The following is a 20,089-nucleotide window of genomic DNA, read 5'->3' as shown; positions in this document are numbered from 1 at the left end:
ACTGCGCGATCCGCCTTGCTGGGGCGATGACTAGAAATATTGTCTGTTCAGCCCTTGATGTGCTAGGTGGAGCGTGAATGCTCATAGAGCCGGGTCTTTCACGATGGGTATCCAAACAAGGGGCACGGGCATGGACAACGGGATTAGGTGGAAAAAGACGCACTGCGCCCGCATGGATCACGGCGGGTGCGCCCTGCTGGTCGGGGTCAAGGACAACCGTATCGTCAAGGTCAAAGGCGACCCCGAGGGGTTGTTGAATCAGGGGAGCACCTGCGCCAAGGGCCGCTGTTCTCCGGAGCGGCTGACCCATCCGGACCGGCTGAAGCAGCCCTTGAAGCGGAAGGGAAAACGGGGTGAGGGGCGGTGGACGCCCATCCCGTGGGACGAGGCACTGGAGGAAACCGCGGAACAGATCCTGCGGATCAAGGCCAGGTACGGGGCGCGGGCCGTGGGCTTCGGCGTGGGCATGCCCAAGGGCCTGGAGCATTTTGTGCTCATCCGGCTGGCCAATATCTTCGGTTCGCCCAATGTGATCGCCTCTCAAGACGTGTGTCACGCCCCGCGGGAGATCACCGGCCTGCATACCTGCGGGTTCTATCCGGTTGCCGACCTGCATCACCCCACCGATCTCATCCTTTTGTGGGCCAGCAATCCGACCAGCACCAACGAAGAGGGACAGATCGCCTCCCTGTACGCCCAGCGCCTGAAAGAAGGGGCCGGGCTCATTGTCGTCGATCCCCGGCGGACAGAGATGGCGGACAGGGCGGATCTCTGGCTTCAGCTGCGCCCGGGGACTGCCCAGGCCCTGGCCCTGGGGCTTTTGCACGTCATCATCGAAGAAGAGCTCTACGACCGGGATTTTGTCCGCACATACACCCACGGCTTTCAGGATCTGGCCGATCATGTGCGCGCCTATCCGCCGGAGAGGGTGGCCGGGATCACCTGGGTTCCGGCGGATGACATCCGCAGGGCGGCCCGCATGTATGCACAGGCCTCCCCGGCAGCCCTGCAATGGGGCAATCCCATCGAGCACGACATCAATGCCTTTGACGCCACCCGCTCCCTGGTCTGCCTCATGGCCGTGTGCGGCAACCTGGAGGTCCCCGGGGGAAATATCCACGCCCATGAGCCCCGGATTATGAAGCTGGGGCAGTTTGTCCGCGCCGATCTGATTCCGGACAAGCGCACAGAGATGATCAGCGCCTATCACGGGGTCATCCCCAGGCTGATGACTGTCCCCCCGGCTTTTTTCCGCAGGGCAGTGCTCAATAGCGACCCCTATCCGGTCCGGGGCTACTACGGCATGGGCACCAATCCCCTTTTGGCCTGGGCCGACAGCAGGGCGACCCATGAGGCCTTTAACAGCCTTGATTTCATAGCCATTGCCGATTTGTTCATGACCCCGACTGCCTCCATGGCCGATATCGTCTTCCCGGTGGCCCATCATTTTGAATTCAACGATATCGGCCACTATGGGCTCGGTCACGGGATGATCTTCGCCCGGCCCAAGATCGTCGATCCGCCGGACGGCTGCTGGCCGGACATGCGGATCATGAATGAGCTGGGCAAGCGGATTTCATCCCCGGAGCTCTGGCCCCAGGATCATGAGCAGTTTCTCCAGGACGTGCTCCAACCCTCAGGCATGAGCTTCTCCGATTTTGCGGACAAGGGATTTCTCAAGGGGCCGGACCGGTTTCAGGCCTATGCGGAGCAGGGATTTCGCACTCCCACCGGGAAGGTGGAGCTGCGGCTGAGTACGGCTGAGAAGTTCGGGCTCAAGCCCCTTCCGGAGTTTTCCGGATTCCCGGAAGAGGACGACCCTTTGCGGCCGCTTCTGTTGATCAGTGCCAAGAACCCGTACTATCTGATGTCCTCATACAGGTGGGTCCAGAGTCTGCGGGAGAGATGCCCGGAGCCGGAAGTGGAGATCCATCCCAGAACCGCGAAGCAGTACGGGATCACCCAGGGGGAAGAGGTGATTGTGGAGACGCGTTGGGGACAGATAACCCAGAAAGCCCGGCTGACCGAGCGCGTGCATCCAATGGTGGTCAGTGCGGATCTGGGCTGGTGGTTTCCGGAAGGCGATCCCGGAAAGCAATATGAGTGGCGGATATCGAATCTGAATATGCTGACCTCGATGAGCACCCTGGGCAAGGAGTTCGGGACCCCGAATCTGAAGAACATCCCCTGCACGGTCCGCAAGGCGGAACGGGATAAAAATTAATGGTTCTTCGACGTAGCCTGTGGATTTTTGGAGTTTTGCCATCTCTTCTGTGTGCCCACTTTCTGTGTCGAAGAACCATATTTGGGAGGTCTCTATCCCAATCCCTGAGCAGGGCTCGCACCCTGCCTGGATTGTGCAAGGAAGTCATATGGATTGGATTATTCTTTGTATCGCCGGCCTGTTCGAAGTCGGCTGGGCGATCGGACTGAAATACTCGGAAGGGCTGTCCCGGCTCTGGCCCACGGTCTGGACCGTGGCGGCGATGCTGGTCAGTCTGTGGCTGCTGGGCCTGGCCATGAAGTCCCTCCCGGTAGGCACAGCCTATGCCGTCTGGGTCGGAGTGGGAGCAGTGGGGACCGTTGTCCTGGGCATTGTGCTGCTTGGAGAACCCGCGGACACAGCCCGTCTGGTCAGCGTTTCCCTGATCATTGCCGGGATTATCGGACTCAAGCTTGCGGCATGATCCGGGAGGCATCCATCACTGCCTGCGATCAGCGAAGCGATCTCATGCTAGGTACTCGAGATCGCTTCGCTGGCAATGCCCATTCAGAATCGTTCAGCTTCGAGCCTACTCTATCTCTGCGTGGTATTCCTGCAGGGACTTGACCGTGTCTTCCTGGTTTATCTTGGCGCTTATGCCTTCAGCTGCGGCCACTGCAGCAGCGACTGTCGTGATGTACGGGACAGCGTGCTGGATTGCGGATTTGCGGATATAGGAGTCGTCGGTCACGCTCAGCTTGCCTGCCGGGGTGTTCACGATGAGCTGGATCTGTCCGTTCTTGAGGGCATCCACGATGTTGGGCCGGCCCTGATGCAGCTTAAGGATTGGTTCACTCTCTATCCCGTGCTCCTGGAGAAACGCAGCGGTACCCTCGGTGCTGAACAGCTTAAAGCCCATCTCGATAAAGCGCCCGGCCGCCTGGACCAGCTTGTCGTCCCGGTCCCGCTCGCAGACTGTTATCAGCACCGCCCCTTCTGTGGGCAGGGTGGACTTGGCCGCCTTCTGGGCCTTGTAAAAGGCCATGCCGTAGGATGAAGCCAGGCCGAGGACCTCGCCGGTGGAGCGCATCTCCGGGCCAATGACCGGGTCGACCTCCGGAAACATGGAAAAGGGGAAGACCGCCTCCTTGACCCCATAGTAGGGCACGCTGGTGATGCTCAGCCCCAAGTCATCCAGCTTTTTGCCGAGCATGATCTCAGTGGCGATCTTGGCCATGGAGACCCCGCAGACCTTGGAGACCAGGGGGACGGTCCTGGAGGCCCGAGGGTTGGCTTCCAAGACGTAGACCCGGTCGTGCCAGATGGCATACTGCATGTTCATCAGCCCGATGACCTTGAGCTCATTGGCGATCTTCCGCGTATACTCGTAGATGGTCTGCAGGTGTTTTTCCGGGATGTTCACCGGGGGAATCACGCAGGCCGAGTCTCCGGAATGCACCCCGGCCTGTTCAATATGCTCCATGACCGCAGGCACAAAGGCATCGAATCCGTCGGCGATCGCGTCCGCCTCGGCCTCGATGGCATTGTTCAGGTACTTGTCGATCAGAATGGGCCGGTCCGGATTCACCCCCACGGCGCTTTTGGCGTAATCCTTGAGCATATCGCTGTCGTAGACGATCTCCATCCCCCGGCCACCCAGGACATAGGAAGGGCGGACCATCAGGGGATAGCCTATCCGTTCGGCGATATCCAGGGCTTCCTGCACGGAGCTGGCCATATCGCTCTCAGCCATGGGGATGCCCAGCCGGTCCATGATCTGCCGGAACCGGTCCCTGTCCTCAGCCAGGTCGATTGTCTCCGGACTGGTCCCCAGGATGGTCACCCCGGCCTCTTCCAGCTCCCGGGCAATGTTCAGCGGGGTCTGTCCACCGAACTGACAGATTATCCCCTTGGGTTGCTCCTTTCTGTAGATCTGGAGCACGTCCTCCACAGTCAGGGGCTCAAAGTAGAGCTTGTCCGAGGTGTCGTAGTCTGTGGACACGGTCTCGGGATTGCAGTTGACCATGATGGTCTCGTGCCCCATGTCCCTGAGGGCAAAGGCCGCATGCACGCAGCAGTAGTCAAACTCAATGCCCTGGCCGATGCGGTTTGGTCCGCCCCCCAGGATCAAAACCTTGTCCTGGGTTTTGGTGGCCGGGCTGTTGTCCGGGGCGTTGTAGGTGGAGTAGTAGTAATAGGCGTCCTGCACACCGCTGACCGGGACGGGCTGCCACCCCTCGACCAAGCCCTGGGCCTCCCTCTGTTCCCGGATCTCCTTTTCCGGAAGGTCCAGGAGCCTGGCCAGGTATACATCGGCAAAGCCATCCAGCTTGGCCCGGCGAAGCAGGTCCTCAGGCAGACTTCCGCCCTTATGGGCCAAAAGCTCTTCCTCCAGGTCCACCAGCTCTTTCATCTGGTGCAGAAACCAGGGTTTGATCGAGGTTTTGGCATACAGCTCGTCAATGTCCGCTCCTTTGCGCAGGGCCTCGTAGAGCAGGAACTGACGCTCGCTGGTGGGTACGGAGAGCCTGCGCATGAGCTCGTCCAGGGAGAGGGAGTTGAAGTCCAGGGCAAAGCCGAGCCCGTACCGGCCGCTCTCCAGGGACCGGACGGCCTTCTGCAGGCCTTCCTTGTAGGACTTGCCGATGCTCATGACCTCGCCCACCGCACGCATCTGGGTGCCCAGCTTGTCATCAATGCTTTTGAACTTTTCAAATGCCCACTTGGGAAACTTGACCACTACATAGTCGGCGGCAGGGACGTATCTGTCCAGGTTACCCTCCCCCCAGTAGGGGATTTCGTCCAGGTTCAGCCCCCCGGCCAGCTTGGAGGAAATCAAGGCTATAGGCAGCCCGGTCGCCTTGGAGGCCAGGGCGGAGGATCTGGAGGTGCGGGGGTTGATCTCAATGATCACCACCCGGCCGGTCTCAGGGTTGTGGGCGAACTGAATGTTCGTGCCCCCGATGACCTCGATGGCCTCGACAATGGCGTAGGAGAATTTTTGCAGCCTGTGCTGCAGGTCCTGGTCGATGGTCAGCATGGGGGCGGTGCAAAAGGAGTCCCCGGTATGCACCCCCATGGGGTCGACGTTTTCAATAAAACAGACCGTGATCATGTGGTTCTTGTTGTCCCGGACCACTTCCAGCTCCAGCTCCTCCCAGCCCAACACCGACTCTTCGATCAGGACCTGATTGACCATGCTGGCGTTGAGTCCCCGGGCAGCTACGGTGCGCAGCTCCTCGACATTATAGACCAGCCCGCCGCCGGTCCCGCCCATGGTATAGGCCGGCCGGACCACGACCGGATAGCCCAGATCCCCGGCAATCTCTTCGGCCCGGTCAACCGAGGACACGGCGTGGCTCCTGGGCATTTCAATCCCCAGCCTGTCCATGGTTTCCTTAAATGCGGTCCGGTCTTCCCCCCGCTCAATGGCGTCGATCTGCACCCCAATGACCTTGACCCCGTATTGGTCAAGAATCCCGGCCCGGTACAGCTCTGAGGACAGGTTCAGCCCGGATTGGCCGCCCAGGTTGGGCAGCAGGGCGTCCGGCCGTTCCTTGGCGATGATCCGTTCAAGGGAATCGACGTTCAAGGGTTCGATATAGGTCACGTCAGCCATGCCCGGATCGGTCATGATCGTGGCCGGGTTGGAGTTGACCAGGACGATTTGGTATCCGAGCTCCCGCAGGGCCTTGCAGGCCTGGGTACCGGAGTAGTCGAACTCGCAGGCCTGTCCGATCACAATCGGTCCTGAGCCGATAATCATCACTTTGCTGATGTCTGTCCTCTTGCTCATGTTGTGAAAGCCTTCCTGTTCATTGCTGGGGGGTTGGGACACAGATACATCTCGTACGAGATGCTGCACATCCAGTCGAGGGTGCCGGGCGCGACCCTGAGCAGGGTCGCAATGCGAAATTGTGTCTCCATAATAAAAAAAATGAATCTTTGTCAAACAATATTAACTAACTTACGTACGGCCTGGAGCCTGTAAACAAAACGTTTCCGGCGGAAGAAGCCGGATAGTGTTCTATGTGTCTTTTGCAGCGTACACAGCTATGGGGTATCGTGGTCATCAGCCAGGTGAGCGGCATAAGGGAGCGATTGCAGGCTGAAATGGCTTGGAGCATGAGGAAAGGGTTTTTCAGGTAGATGTGAGACAATGAACATATCCAAGGATTCTCAGCTCTGGATACTTTTGGCTGCGGGTCACAGCTCAGGGCCTGACCCAATACCATTACAACGTACCCTTCATTGTTTGCGCTAAGCCCTCTTGCCATCATCCCGGACTTGATCCGGGATCCAGTTCTTGGCCGAGATTCCGGCTGGAGCCTGTGCTGGACCACGCTCCAGTACCGGAATGACGGAGCTGCGATTGAAAGTTACGTTGCAGTGATACGGGGCCCATCGCCAGCTGTGAGCGAAGTGGCTGGGCACCGCCTCTCTGGACAAGCCTCCAGACTTTGGGAAGGGATCCGAACGATTGCGCTTTCTTCGTCCCTATTTGCCGAAGGGGCACTTGGGGAAGGAGCAGTTGGAGCAGCCCAGGCACATGCCCCCTTCGCCGAGCCGTGCGAGGTCATCGCGGGTTATGTCCAAATCCGCGAGCAGCCTGGGCAGGAGAAGATCCAGGCTTGTGGTCTTGAAAAACAGGGCACAGGCCGGAACGCCCAGCAGGCGGGCCTGGCCGATGCGTCCAACCAGGGTCATGGCCCCGGGGAGGATGGGGGCGCCGTACACCAGCTCGTGGGCTCCGGCGTCAACCAGCCCGTGGCGGGTGACGTCGTCGGGATCCACGGAAAGCCCGGCGGTGGTGATGATCACCTCGCATCCCTCGTCGAGCAACTCCCGGGCCGCGTCACGGATTGCCTCCCGGCTGTCGGGAACGATCACTGTTTTGTAGAGGTCGCTGCCCAGAGCGGTGACCTTGCCCCGGATGATGCCCTCGAACCGGTCCTCGATCCTGCCGCTGAAGACTTCATCCCCGGTTATGAGCACGCCCACTCTGGCCCTGCGCAAGGGCAGGAGATCAAAGACCGGACCGGCGTCCAGCACAGCCATGGCCCGGTCATAGAGAGGCTTTTCCAGATACAGGGGGATAGCCCGGGTGGCCGCGACCTCGGCTCCCTCCTTGACCAGGGTCCAGCCGTTGCGGCTGGCGGCCATGACTCCGGGACAGAGGTTGAAGGAGTGCAGGAGTTCGGTATTTACCTTCAGCAGTCCGTCCATCTCGGCCTTGAGGGCCACCTTGCCCTCGTGGGGCGGGCCGCCGGGGACAACACCCTTGCCGGCCATGGCCCGGGCAAAGGCCTGGGCGCACTCGTCCTCGTGCACGAAGTCCCCGTCGACCTCGGCTTCCTGCACATAGATCGCTTTGCGTCCCATCTGCTGCAGGCGGCAGAGGTCTCCGGCCTCAAGCACCTGACCCTTTCGGAAGGCCGCGCCCTTGCTCACGCCCGGCTCGATCCTGGTCATGTCGTGCACAGCCTTGGTCCCCACGGCATCGGCCACATCCATGGTTCTGACCTGGGAAGGCAGGGGGAAGACCACCGGGGACTCGAGGCCGGAGTCCTCGGAATACGGGGATTCGCCCCGGCATGAACGACAGACCGTCCCGTGCATGGACGGGTAGGCTTCGCCGCATACAGAACACCGGGTGATTGAGCCCTTGCTTCGCTTGCCCAGGTGTTCGCGGCGCAGAGTGATAGGCCGGACGGACATGATGTCCGAGCCGTACATCCCGATTTCACTCCGCAGCCGGTCCGAGTCCTGCTCCTGTTTTGGCTTGAGCTTTAAGAGCCAGGTCCTGATTTCCGAGTCCTCGGGGACCTTGTCCAGATCGAGCCAGACGCGCACGCCTTCACCGGTGTGCTTGTCGTAGAGGCTCATGGCGTACAGGCCGAAGTTCATGATCCGCATCCAGCCGTTGCCGATGGTGCAGGGTGTGAGCATCTGTATGGCGTCGGGCAGGCACCAGGAGGTCTCGGAAACCGCCTCGTACAGGGTGCCTTCGGGGATGTGCCGTTTGGCTTCCTCCACCATGTACCCGCCAATGAGCAGACCAGGGGCAGGATAGTTGTGGAACATGGTGGCCATTTCGATGAACTGGTCAAAGGTATGGTTGCCGATCATCTTGTAGTCGCTGGTTGCAACTGATGGATTCTTGGTCATGGTGCACATATCTCCTTGATCTGGGGGATGTAAGCTTCGCATGCATCCCAGAGTCTTGTATTGACGAGGCGCGCCGGGCGGATATACGAAGATTGAAAAAGCACGTATTCGTTCAGGGGCCTGAGCGGATCTGCGGTGCGGCAATTGATATATGACGATTCGTTCGAGCTTGCAACATACGACATTGCTCGGGATTGTGTGACTCACATGAAGAAGAATACCTGCAAGTATCTTGTGGACTCATTGATGTTCGTGGACATGTGTTCCCTGGCCGGGACCGGGATGCTGCTTGCTTTCGTCATCCCTGCCGGGAGAGCGGGGGGCGCCTCGAAGTACTTTCTCGGGCTGCACAGGCATGACTGGGGGAACATCCATCTGTATCTCTCCCTTGTCCTGCTGGTGCTTGTCTGCGTGCATCTGTGGCTCAATTGGGCCTGGATCCTGCAGTTTTCCAAACGATACTTCGGCAGGCATTGGAAAAAATCTTTGGTCGCCGTCTCCCTGGCCTGGATAATAGTCCTGGCACTCATCTTTCTGGTGGTGTCCATCACAGGGATGTGACGGCTTCTTTCGGCATGAGCTGAAGCAATTCCCGGCCATTGCCGCCACGCACTACGTTTTTGGGCCCGCAGCACATATCTGAGCAAAATTATAAGGATCTTCGACGTAGCCTGTGGATTTTTGGAGTTTGCCATCTCTTCTGTGAGCCCACTTTCGGCCCGGTATTTTCTAAGCCCCGCCAAAGGGGGATCCCTGCCCCCTCCCGGCTACTCACGTGCAGGTCACTCCTTTCTGTTTGACGAAAGCGTATCATACACGTGAGTGCCGGGTTTCCCCCTTTTGGCGGGACCAAGAAAATGCGCGGGCCTGTCGCTCACGGCACCCAGAAGAGACGGCAAACTCTTATGTATGCAATTTCACTTTCTGTGTCCAAGGGCCAATTATGAAAAAAGCAGTTGTTCTCTTTTCCGGAGGCCTGGACTCGACCACCTGTCTGGCCATTGCCAGAGAGGAAGGATTTGAGCCCTGCGCCCTGTCTTTTTCCTATTCCCAGCGGCATGAAATCGAGCTGGCGGCGGCCTCCAGGGTGGCCCAGGTCATGGACATTGCCCGGCATCTGGTTGTGGACGTTCCCCTGGGGCGTATCGGCGGATCGGCTTTGACAGAGGACACGCAGGTGCCTAAGGGACGAAGCCTTGAGCAGTCGACGCACATCCCGTCAACCTATGTCCCGGCCAGAAACACGATATTTTTGTCCCTGGCCCTTGGCTGGGCAGAGGTCCTGGGAGCAGCTGACATCTTCATCGGGGTCAATGCCGTTGACTATTCCGGATACCCGGATTGCCGCCCGGAATTCATTGCCGCCTTTGAACACTTGGCCAACCTGGGAACCAAGGAAAGCATCGAGGGCAGGATGCAGTACAGGATTCGTGCCCCGCTTGTGCATTGGAGCAAGGCCCAGATTATCCGCAAAGGGCTGGAGCTGGGCGTTGACTACAGCCTGACCCATTCCTGCTACGATCCGGACCAGAACGGCTTGGCCTGCGGTGCATGCGACAGCTGCAGACTGCGCAGAAAGGGCTTTCTGGAGGCGGGGCTGGACGATCCTGCCGGATATGCTGTCAGGGACCGTGACATTTAGCCAGTCACCCGGCGTGATGCTCAGATGGGTGGTGATATGTGTTCGCCGCTATTTGCTGGTGGTAGCAATAGGGTAGCAAAAAATAAGGGAGCTTACAGGCAAAAAGCCCATAAACTCCCTTGAAACATGGTGCGCCAGGGGCGATTCGAACACCCGGCCTTCTGATTCGTAGTCAGATGCTCTATCCGGCTGAGCTACTGGCGCCCAAGAAGCCTTTGTAAGCAAAGCCGGTCACCTTGTCAAGTTTCCCCCTGGGTGCATTTCTCTCCGTGCAGGGCGTTCAGCCATCTGCCGACGATCTTCCACACCTGTTCCGAGGTGGTGGTGAACTGGTGGTCCCCGCCGGGAATAATGTGCAGCTCCTTGGGGTCTGACGCCGTGGAGTAGAGGCGGCGGGCATCGGAGGCCGGGACGACATCGTCGTTTTCTCCGTGGATGATGAGCAGCGGACGGGGAGCAAGGACAGCCGCTGCCTTGAGCAGGTCATAGCTCTCCAGATCCCTGAGAAAGTCCTTGTTCAGGTCCACAGTCCCGTCAGCGTCCGCCAGTTGGATCCGGCCGTCCCCGGTCTCGGCGATTATTGCTTCGGAGAACAGGTCGGCAAGCCGGACAGGAGCAGCCCAGGTACATACAGCCTGGACCCTGGGATCCGCTGCCCCGTGGGCCAGGACGGTACTGCCTCCGAAGCTGCGTCCCATGGTGACAACCGGTCCGGGGCTCTGCTGTCCGCACCAGTCGACCACGGCGCTGAGGTCCTGGATCTGGCCGCTCAAGGTCAGGTCTTCGAAGCGGCCCTGGCTTTCTCCATTGCCGGCAAAGTCGAAAAGGACAAAGGAAAAACCGGTTTCACCGGCCAGCCTTTCAGCCATGGCCTTGGCTCTGCCACCCCCTTCCTTGCTCCCGGTGAATCCGTGGCAGACCACGACCCATCCCCGGGAATCCGGTCCAGAGTGAAGGCAGAGAGCGGCCAGGAGCTGCCCCCTGGGATTTTGGATGCGAACTTCCCGCCAATCTGTGTGCATACTGATCATGTTCTCCAATTCAGGCCTGTCTCAGGCAGCTACAATGTATGGAGCGCGGGCAGAATCGTCAAGGAATGAATCGACTTGGACCCGGAACCGCATGCAGGGCATGTCCTCACTGGCGGTCCTTCCCGGACGGTTGACGGGATGTCTTCAGCTGCTTATTATGAACAAGTGTTCAAATGAGCATTCGTTGTAATTTGGAGCAGACAAGATATGGCCCAGCAGGTTCCCTTTGATGTCTGTCAGGAGAAGACAGTCCATCCGGAACGACTTGAACAGGTGCGCAGGGAGATGCCTGACTGCGATACGCTGTGCGCTCTGGCCGATGTGTTCAAGGCTCTGGGTGATCCCACCCGGGTGCGCATCCTGTTCGCCCTGTCCATCGCAGAGTTGTGCGTCTGCGATCTGACCGAAGCCCTGGGGATGTCCGCCTCGGCTGTTTCCCACCAGCTCCGGGTGCTGCGGGCCGCCAAGCTGGTCACCTTCCGCCGGGAGGGGAAGAATGTCTTTTATCGGCTGGCCGACGATCATGTGCAGAGGCTTTTTGAGCAGGCCTTTGTCCATGTGCGGGAATGAAGGATCAGAGGACAGAAGATAGAGATCAGAAGTCAGAGATCAGAGGGCAGAGGACAGAAGATAGAGATCAGAGGTCAGAGGGCAGAGATCAGAAGTCGGAGATCAGAGGGCAGAAGTCAGAAGTCAGAGGTCAGAGGTCGGAGAGAGGAAGACCAATGGAGGCATACCAAAAGACGGGACTCGCGCTATGTCCGCAAGCGGGAATTTATTTCCCGCGCAGCTTCAGTGCAGCGCGCAAAAAGTAAACAACTTTTTGCCTTATTGATAAGAGAAGCCAACTGGTGAAGGCTTGCAACTTGAGATAGACATAGAATGACTGATACATATCGATTAAACGAGTGGGAATGCGCGTCAGGCGGGTGCGGGTGCAAAGGCGAGTGCCGAGGGGATGGACCTGAGCAAGATGGAGCTGACCTGACAGTAAGGCAGGAGCTGTGGAATCTCTTGCCCGGGGCGATGCTCTTTGTTGCCGGGTTGATTGTGAAGCACCTGCTGCCCTGGACACCGGAGTGGCTGACTCCAGGCATATTTGCCGCCGCCTATCTGCTGTCCGGGTGGAGCGTCCTGCTCCATGGCCTGCGCAGTCTGTTCCTCCGCAGGGCACTGGACGAATTCGTGCTCATGAGTACAGCCACCGTAGGGGCCCTGGCCATAGGAGCCTATGCCGAGGCGGTGGCGGTGATGCTGTTCTACCGGATTGGAGAGGCCTTCCAGGACAGCGCGGTACGCAAGTCCAGCCAATCCGTGGCCTCCCTGCTTGAGCTCCGTCCGGACCGGGCCCGGATAGTGGACAGGGACGGAGAGCGGGTTGTCGATCCGGCTCAAGTCCAGACCGGGCAGAGCATCCGGATCCATCCCGGAGAGCGCGTCCCTTTGGACGGGACTGTGCTCAAAGGTAACAGCAGGGCCGACACCTCGGCCCTGACCGGTGAGTCCAGCCCCAGACGGATCTCTGCCGGCGACCCCATTCTTTCCGGGATGGTCAACCTTTCCGGAGTGCTCACTGTGCGGGTGGACAAGCCCTTGGCCCAATCCACGGTCTCCGTGATTCTGGATCTGGTCCGGAACGCCTCCCAGCGCAAAGCCCCAACAGAACAGCTCATGACCAGACTGGCCCGGGGCTATACCCCGATCGTGGTCGGATTGGCCGGGATCATCGCTTTCGGTCCGATCGCGGCCTTCCACGTTCCCGGTCTGGAGCAGCTGTTTTCCGCGCCGCCCCAGGTGGCGGACTGGGTCTACCGGGGGCTGGTCTTTCTGGTTATCTCCTGCCCCTGCGCCTTGGTGGTCTCCATTCCCCTGAGCTTCTTTGCCGGCATAGGGGCCTGTTCCAGAAAGGGCATCCTGGTCAAGGGCGCCAACTTCCTGGAGGCCCTGAACAGGCTGCACACAGTTGTCTGGGACAAGACCGGGACCCTGACCCAAGGACGGTTTGCCGTGCACGACGTGCAGGCAGAGGCCGGCTTTGCCCCGGAGGAGGTGCTGGCCCTGGCTGCGGCTGCCGAAAGGCACTCTTCCCATCCCATTGCCCGGGCCGTGGTCCGGGAAGCAGGAAGAGAGAAGTCAGAGATCAGAGGTCAGAGGTCAGAAGTCAGAGGTCAGAGGTCAGAGACCAGAGATCATGGATTAAGAGACTGGAGACAGGAGTCTGGGACCGGGAGGAATGAGCCGGAGATCAAATGGCAGGAAGCAAAGGGCAGTGATCAGAGGTCAGAGACCAGGGGTGAGGGATCAGAAGAGACATTGGAGTCAATACAGGACCGCGGACTGAAGGCTGAAGAAACTGCCAGTGAGGGAGAGGTTCAGGAGTTTTCTGGGCAGGGGGTGCGGGCCAGAGTCGACGGCCGGGAAGTCCTGGTGGGCAATCCGGATTTCTTGCGCTCCCAGGGGGTGTCCATGCCCGAGCGGGTTTTTTCCGACGGTGGAGTATGGGTCGGAGTGGACAAGCGGGCGGCGGGCCGGATTCAGATCCAGGACGTGCTCCGCCCTCAAGCCCGTCAAGCCGTGCAGGGCTTGAAGAGGCGGGGCGCAGCCCAGTTCATGCTGACCGGAGACAGCCGGGCCGTGGCTGACGAGATCGGCGGCATACTTGGCTTGGACGGGGTAGAGGCCCAGCTGCTGCCCCAGGACAAGGTGGCCAGACTGGAGGCCATTATGGACCGGACCCAGGGCAAAGGGTATACTGTTTTTGTCGGGGACGGGATCAACGATGCCCCGGTTCTGGCCAGGAGCGATATCGGCGTGGCCATGGGCGGTCTGGGCTCGGACGCAGCCATAGAGGCCGCGGATATCCTGCTCATGAAGGATGATCCGGGCAAGCTGCTGCAGGCCGTGTCCGTGGCCGAACGGACCAGGGCCATTGTGTGGCAGAACATCGTCATGGCTCTGGGCTTCAAGGCCCTGATCCTGGGAATGGGGGCCCTGGGCCTGGCCAGCATGTGGGCAGCGGTGTTTGCAGATGTCGGGGTGGCTCTTCTGGCTGTGGGCAATTCCCTGCGTATAATGCGGGGGTAACCAGAGTGATCAATTCAGTGGATATACACCGCAAACCGTGAACTCAAACACAGGAGGTTTGGTATGGCGACGATCAAGGTACAGGGAATGACCTGTCAGCATTGCGTTCAGGCGGTAACCCAGGCTTTGTCCGGAATTGAAGGCGTGGAGAACGTGACGGTCAGCCTGCCCAAGGGAGAAGCGAGCTTTGAGGAAACCAAGCCCGTGGACATGGAAGAGGTAAAGAAGGCGGTCAAGAAGGCCGGATACAAGGTTGAAATCTAAGGACTGCAAGGTATGAACGAGCAGGAGCTGGATCAGGAGAGGGCAGGCAATGTGCGCAGCCAGAAGTTTGCCGTCAAGGGCATGAGCTGTGCCGCCTGCTCGGCCCGGGTTGAACGGGTTGTTTCCTGGCTGGACGGGGTGCACTCGGCCCAGGTCAATCTGGCCACAGAAAGCATGCAGGTCAGCTGGGATCCGGACAAGCTGGGGACGGAGGAGATCAAGGCCGCGGTGCACAAGGCCGGATATGAGGCCGAAGAGGTCAGTGAAAGCTCCCAGATTGAGCTGGATATTCAAGGCATGACCTGTGCGGCATGCTCGGCCCGGGTGGAAAAGGCCCTGCAAAACGTGCCCGGAGTGAGCCGGGCCGAGGTCAATCTGGCTGCGGAAACGGCCAGGGTGAGCTATGAGCCGGGGCAGGTTCAGAGCCGGGATCTGATCTCTGCAGTCGAGGATGCAGGCTACAAGGCATCTGTGGCCTCCCAGGAAGACAGCGGCGGGGCCCGGAAGCAGGACCGGGAGATGGAGGAAAGGCTGGCCGGGCTGAAAAGGCGGCTGGTGTTCTCCCTGGCCTTGGCCGTTCCCTTGTTCGTCCTCTCCATGGGCGGGATGCTCGGTCTGCCCATCCCCGCCTTTCTGGCCGCCCACTCCGCGCCTCTGACCCACGGCCTGGTCCAGTTCCTGCTCACCGTCCCCATCATGTTCATCAACCGGGAGTTCTATGTTCAGGGCTTTCCCAGCCTGGCCCGGGGCGGGCCGAACATGGACTCATTGATCGCCGTGGGCACCAGTGCGGCCTTTGTCTACTCCACCTGGAATCTGGGGGAGATAGTCCTGGGATACAATCCAGCAGCCAAGGCCCATGACCTGTACTTTGAGTCCGCAGCCATCATTCTGGTCCTGATCACCCTGGGCCGTTTCCTGGAGAACCGTTCCAAGGCCAGGACCTCTGCCGCCATCCGGGAGCTCATGCAGCTGCGGCCGGAAACAGCCACCAGAATCGAGGGGCAGGAACTGGCCAGCGTTCCGGTCAGCTCCATTCAGCCCGGGGATCTGCTCCTGATCCGTCCCGGGGAACGGATTCCGGTGGACGGCAGGATCGAGGACGGACAGTCCAGCCTGGATGAATCGATGCTGACCGGGGAGCCCATTCCCAAGAGCAAGGGACCTGGGGACAGTGTTATTACCGGTACGGTCAATACCCAGGGCTCTCTGCGCATACGGGCGGAAAAAGTGGGCCGGGAGACGACCCTGGCCCGGATTATCGCTCTGGTCCAGGAGGCTCAGGGCTCCAAGGCTCCCATTGCCAATCTGGCGGACAAGGTCAGTCTGTACTTTGTGCCCACGGTTATCTGCATTGCCCTCCTGGCCGGCCTGGCCTGGTATTTCCTCGGACAGGCGGAGTTCTCCTTTGCCCTGCGCATTTTTGTGGCCGTCATGGTTATCGCCTGCCCTTGCGCCTTGGGGCTGGCTACGCCCACGGCCATCATGGTCGGCACCGGACGGGGGGCGCAGCTGGGGACCCTGATCAAAAGCGGACAGGCCCTGGAGAAGGCCCGGAACATCCAGGCCGTGGTTTTGGATAAGACCGGAACCCTGACCCGGGGTCAGCCAGAGCTGGTTGATTTCACAATTCTGGACACCTCGCCCCTGGAGCGCACCAGGCTGGCCGGGCTGATAAGGGCGGTTGAGCAGGCCTCTGAGCATCCCGTGGCCCGGGCCGTGGTCCAGGGCATGGACAAGGAGGCAGTTGAGCCCCGGACCCAGGCCGTTGATTTCCAGGCTGTGTCCGGGCGCGGGGTGCGGGCCAGGGTTGATGAACACAGCATCGTTCTGGGCAGCAGGACCTTTCTGGCTGAGCAGCAGGTCCAGGGCCTGGATGAGGATACGGTTTCGGACCTGATCGAGGAGCTGGCCCGGGACGGCAAGACCGTGGTCCTGGCAGCCGTGGACGGGCAGGCCGCAGCGGTCCTGGCCGTGGCCGACCGGCTGAAGGAGACCGCTCCGGACACGGTGCAAAAGCTCAAGGACATGGGGCTGAAAGTGATCATGCTCACCGGGGATACCCAGCGAACGGCCCGGGTGATTGCCGAGCAGGCCGGGATCGATGATGTCATTGCCGGGGTGCTGCCCGAAGGCAAGGCAGCGGAGATCACCAAGCTCCAGGACCAGGGCCTGCAGGTGGCCATGGTCGGAGACGGAATCAACGACGCCCCGGCCCTGGCCCAGGCCGATCTTGGGCTGGCCATGGGCTCCGGCATTGATGTGGCCATTGAAAGCGGGGATATCGTGCTCATGGGCGAGGATCTGACCGGAGTGAGCACGGCGATGAGCCTCAGCCGGGCCACAGTGCGAAACATCAAGCAGAATCTGTTCTGGGCCTTTTTCTACAACTCCCTGGGGATCCCCATTGCGGCCGGAGCCCTGCATATCTTCGGCGGACCGACCTTAAATCCCATGATCGCGGCCGCTGCCATGGCCATGAGTTCCGTTTCCGTGGTCAGCAATGCCCTGCGCCTGCGGTTCTTTCAGCCCGAATAAGCCGATGGGGACAGAGAAGCCAAACGAATACGTGATCCCGCGAAATGCACGGAAGGACACGGACATATCCCATGTCAATCAGCAATGTTTTGCCTACAGATCAGGAAAAATGCTTCGATGCTTTGGGCGCTGAGATCCCCTGTGCCGGCAGCGGACAGGACGGGGAGCTGGGGATAGGCATCAAGGGGCCGAACCCGCGGTTCACAGAGCGTGCTCCGGGCCTGGTTCAGGACGGTCTGACCGGTCTCGTGTGGCCGAAGAAGGGGGTGAGCTTTGAGTTTGCCCTGCGCTGGGAGGAAGCGCTGGAGCATATCCGGGATCTGAACCGGGAAGGCTTTCTGGGCTGTTCGGACTGGCGGCTGCCCAACCGGCGGGAGCTACGCAGCCTGATCAGCCACGGCCGTAGCCGGCCGGCCCTGCCCCTGGAGCATCCTTTTACCGGAGTGGAGCAGACTTGGTACTGGACCTCGACCTCTTCGGCCATGTATCCGGCCTATGCCTGGGCCGTGCATCTGGCCGGCGGACGCATGTTCTGGAACCGCAAGGACCAGATCTCCATGGTTTGGCCGGTGCGGGGGGAAAGCCCGGTTCTACCCCGGACAGGGCAGAATGCGTGCTTCGACTCCGGAGGCGCTCGCCTCGAATGTCCGGGAACCGGGCAGGACGGGGAGCTGCGGCAGGGCGTGTCCTGGCCCCGGCCCAGATTTGAAAAGACAGGTGAGGATATCCTGGACCGCCTGACCGGGCTAACCTGGCGGGAGGTGATCAGCCGCGACCCGGGACTTTTGACCTGGCCGGAGGCCCTGCAGGCGGTTGCGGAGCTTGAGGAAAAAACCGGAACGGACTGGCATCTGCCCAATATCAACGAGCTGGAGTCTCTTGTGGACGCATCCCGCTCATCTCCGGCCCTGCCGGAAGGACACCCCTTTCTGAGCAACCCGGAGGTGCTGTGGTCGTCCACATCCAGCGGGTTTGAGCCGGATTGGGCATACGGTTTGTATATGCACAAAGGTGCTGTCGGGGTTGGGTATAAGAAGACGGCCAGGTTTGGGGTCTGGGTGGCCAGAGGACAGAAGACAGAAGTCAGAAGACAGAAGACAGAAGTCAGAGGTCAGAGATCAGAGGTCTAGTTGTCAGTAGTCGGTGAGGAGAAGACAGAGGTCAGAGGTCAGAAGAAAGGAGCCAGAGGGCAGAAGGCGGAGGCTGGAGCGAGGCAAGGGACTGAGCGAAGGTTTTTGCATGAAAATACCGGGCAGAAAGTGAGCCCACAGCATAGACGGCAAACTCCAAAAATCCATAGGCTACGGCGAAGAACCATAGTCACCCACATGCCTGCGCTCTGGCGGCCGTGCGGGGGAGCTTAGAGATTGAATAGGAGCCGATATGGAGAACAAGATTATCCTGGGAATCAGCACCTGCCTGCTGGGGGAGGAGGTCCGCTACGACGGCGGGCACAAGCTGGACCGGTTCATCCGGGACACATTGGGCAAGTATGTAGACTTTGTCCCGGTCTGCCCGGAGGTGGAGTGCGGGATGAGCATCCCCAGGGAGGCCCTGCGCCTGGTGGGCGACCCGGACAATCCCCGGCTGGTAACCCAGAAGACGGAAGTGGATTATACCGATCAGATGCAGGGCTGGGGCCGAAATCGGCTCAAGGATCTGGAAGGACGAGAGCTGTGCGGCTATATATTCAAGAGCAGGTCCCCGTCCAGCGGCATGGAACGGATTAAGGTCTATCAGGAAAACGGCATGCCGGTGAACAAGGGAGTGGGCATCTGGGCCAGGATGGTCATGGACCACTTTCCGGATCTGCCGGTGGAGGACGACGGGCGGCTGCACGATCCGGTCCTGAGGGAAAACTTCATCACCCGCATTTTTGTCTTCCAGCGCTGGCGGGAGTTGGTGCGCTCAGCCAAGACCCTGGGCGGGCTGGTGGACTTTCATTCCAGGCACAAGCTTTTGATCATGGCCCATCACGTGCCTACCTACCGGGAGCTGGGCAAGCTGGTGGCCGCCGGGAAGCAGATGCCTGTGGACGAGCTTTTTGCCACCTATCTGCATAAGCTGCATTACGCCTTGCGGCTGCACAGCACAACCAAGAAAAACGTCAATGTGCTCCACCACCTGATGGGCTACTTCAAGAAGGATCTGACCAAGGACGAAAAACAGGAACTGTTGGACATCATTGACGAGTACAAATCCGGGAATCTGCCCTTGATCGTCCCGGTCACCCTGATCAATCACTATGTGCGCAAGTACGATCAGCCGTATCTCCATACCCAGTATTATTTGAACCCCCATCCTTTGGAGCTTAAGCTGCGCAATCACGTATAAGGCTGAGGATCACTGGCGCGAAGAATAAGCGTCCAGTGCATCCGTTGGTTGTGATTTTCTTTCTTCGGGTTCGTAATCGTTATCGGGATCGATATCCGTAAGCTGAGGGTTCCTGCCGCACAGAATGACATCTTTCGATTTCGATAGCGATCCCGATTTCGATTTGGATTATCCCAGCCCGGCTTATCCCGGGGCTTCTTTGGTCAAGAGGTAAATGCCGTAGGTGGCCAGGAGATTGGGCAGGAAGCGGACAGTGCGGCCGTGCTCGTCGTGATAGTAGGTGCTGATTGCTGTTTCCTGCAGGATCTTGAAGCCGAAGATGGAGCAGAAATGCCGGAAGTCCTTGATGGGGACGACCCGGATATTCGGGGTGTCGAACCAGGCATAGGGCAGCTCTTTGGACATGGGGGCCCGGCCGCGGAAAAAGAAGAAAAGCCGGTTCCTGTAGTGGCTGAAATTGGGAAAGCTGACCACTCCCTTGTGTCCCACCCGGAGCATTTCGTGCAGGAGAAGGGCCGGCTTGAAGACCTGCTGCAGGGTCTGGCTGAGGATGACGTAGTCGAAGGTCTGGTCCTGATAGTCCCGGATCTCCTCATGGATGTCCCCGTGGATGATGTTCACCCCGGAGATGATGCCCTGGCTGGCCTTTTCGGCGTCCACCTCGATTCCGGTGCCGGTCACATTCTTCTTGTCCTGCAGGTGCTTGAGCAGCTCCCCTGCCCCGCAGCCCAGGTCCAGGACCCGGCTGTTGGGGGTGATCCAGGAGGCGATGGTTTGCAGATCAAAACGCATGGGTTGTCCTTGACTCTATGGTGCCGGAAAGAT

At 59.8% G+C, this 20,089-nt stretch carries 14 protein-coding genes and 1 tRNA gene; 10 read left to right on the top strand and 5 right to left on the bottom strand.

The features are described from left to right. Positions 1-130 precede the first annotated feature (130 nt). Both N902_RS0100830 and sugE read left to right on the top strand, forming a co-directional pair. Positions 131-2,224: a molybdopterin-containing oxidoreductase family protein gene (locus tag N902_RS0100830; RefSeq protein WP_027369374.1), complete on the top strand. Its 2,094-nt coding sequence runs from the start codon at positions 131-133 to the stop codon at positions 2,222-2,224. A 148-nt stretch (positions 2,225-2,372) separates the two neighbouring features. After that, entirely contained in the window at positions 2,373-2,687 is a 315-nt protein-coding gene (sugE, locus tag N902_RS0100825) for a quaternary ammonium compound efflux SMR transporter SugE (RefSeq protein ID WP_027369373.1), read from the top strand. A 105-nt stretch (positions 2,688-2,792) separates the two neighbouring features. On the opposite strand, the gene carB is transcribed toward sugE, so the two are convergent. Then, positions 2,793-5,999 carry a carbamoyl-phosphate synthase large subunit gene (gene carB / locus N902_RS0100820; RefSeq protein WP_027369372.1) on the bottom strand — a complete coding sequence of 1,069 codons (3,207 nt, stop codon included), beginning with the start codon at positions 5,997-5,999 and terminating at the stop codon, positions 2,793-2,795. Positions 6,000-6,700: 701 nt separating this feature from the next. Beyond that, a complete protein-coding gene (locus N902_RS0100810) occupies positions 6,701-8,371 on the bottom strand; it encodes an FmdE family protein (protein ID WP_084287576.1) in 1,671 nt (556 codons plus the stop codon). Positions 8,372-8,578: 207 nt separating this feature from the next. Between N902_RS0100810 and N902_RS0100805 the strand changes: the two genes are divergently transcribed. Next, positions 8,579-8,932, top strand: a complete 354-nt coding sequence (locus N902_RS0100805) for a DUF4405 domain-containing protein (RefSeq protein ID WP_027369370.1) — start codon at positions 8,579-8,581, stop codon at positions 8,930-8,932. 382 nt (positions 8,933-9,314) lie between these two features. Continuing rightward, positions 9,315-10,013 carry a 7-cyano-7-deazaguanine synthase QueC gene (gene queC, locus N902_RS0100800; RefSeq protein WP_034621104.1) on the top strand — a complete coding sequence of 233 codons (699 nt, stop codon included), beginning with the start codon at positions 9,315-9,317 and terminating at the stop codon, positions 10,011-10,013. Between the two features lie 127 nt (positions 10,014-10,140). On the opposite strand, the gene N902_RS0100795 is transcribed toward queC, so the two are convergent. Both N902_RS0100795 and N902_RS0100790 read right to left on the bottom strand, forming a co-directional pair. Continuing rightward, positions 10,141-10,217, bottom strand: a tRNA-Arg gene (locus N902_RS0100795). Between the two features lie 35 nt (positions 10,218-10,252). Continuing rightward, a complete protein-coding gene (locus N902_RS0100790; RefSeq protein WP_208596242.1) occupies positions 10,253-11,035 on the bottom strand; it encodes an alpha/beta hydrolase in 783 nt (260 codons plus the stop codon). A 216-nt stretch (positions 11,036-11,251) separates the two neighbouring features. On the opposite strand from N902_RS0100790, the gene N902_RS0100785 reads away from it, so the two are divergent. The 6 genes from N902_RS0100785 (at position 11,252) to N902_RS0100755 (ending at position 19,264) form a co-directional block, all read left to right on the top strand. Continuing rightward, positions 11,252-11,614 (top strand): ArsR/SmtB family transcription factor, encoded by a 363-nt coding sequence (locus N902_RS0100785; protein WP_027369367.1) that lies wholly within the window; start codon positions 11,252-11,254, stop codon positions 11,612-11,614. 312 nt (positions 11,615-11,926) lie between these two features. Further along, positions 11,927-14,128, top strand: coding sequence for a heavy metal translocating P-type ATPase (locus N902_RS18460; RefSeq protein ID WP_084287558.1), 2,202 nt, complete (start codon positions 11,927-11,929; stop codon positions 14,126-14,128). Between the two features lie 63 nt (positions 14,129-14,191). Beyond that, positions 14,192-14,392, top strand: a complete 201-nt coding sequence (locus N902_RS0100770) for a heavy-metal-associated domain-containing protein (protein ID WP_027369366.1) — start codon at positions 14,192-14,194, stop codon at positions 14,390-14,392. Between the two features lie 12 nt (positions 14,393-14,404). Further along, the gene (locus N902_RS0100765; RefSeq protein ID WP_084287557.1) at positions 14,405-16,930 is read left to right on the top strand and encodes a heavy metal translocating P-type ATPase; all 2,526 of its coding nucleotides are present in this window, start codon (positions 14,405-14,407) and stop codon (positions 16,928-16,930) included. A gap of 71 nt (positions 16,931-17,001) precedes the next feature. Then, entirely contained in the window at positions 17,002-18,060 is a 1,059-nt protein-coding gene (locus N902_RS15770) for an Lcl C-terminal domain-containing protein (RefSeq protein ID WP_051564057.1), read from the top strand. 253 nt (positions 18,061-18,313) lie between these two features. After that, the gene (locus N902_RS0100755) at positions 18,314-19,264 is read left to right on the top strand and encodes a YbgA family protein (protein WP_027369364.1); all 951 of its coding nucleotides are present in this window, start codon (positions 18,314-18,316) and stop codon (positions 19,262-19,264) included. Between the two features lie 183 nt (positions 19,265-19,447). Here N902_RS0100755 and metW read toward each other — a convergent pair whose 3' ends face one another. Next, positions 19,448-20,056, bottom strand: coding sequence for a methionine biosynthesis protein MetW (gene metW, locus N902_RS0100750; RefSeq protein ID WP_027369363.1), 609 nt, complete (start codon positions 20,054-20,056; stop codon positions 19,448-19,450). Positions 20,057-20,089: the final 33 nt, after the last annotated feature.

Source organism: Desulfovermiculus halophilus DSM 18834 (assembly GCF_000620765.1).
In the GTDB taxonomy this organism is placed as follows: domain Bacteria; phylum Desulfobacterota; class Desulfovibrionia; order Desulfovibrionales; family Desulfothermaceae; genus Desulfovermiculus; species Desulfovermiculus halophilus.
The sequence above is the reverse complement of the archived record's forward strand: the minus strand, read 5'-3'. Positions and strand labels throughout refer to the sequence as shown.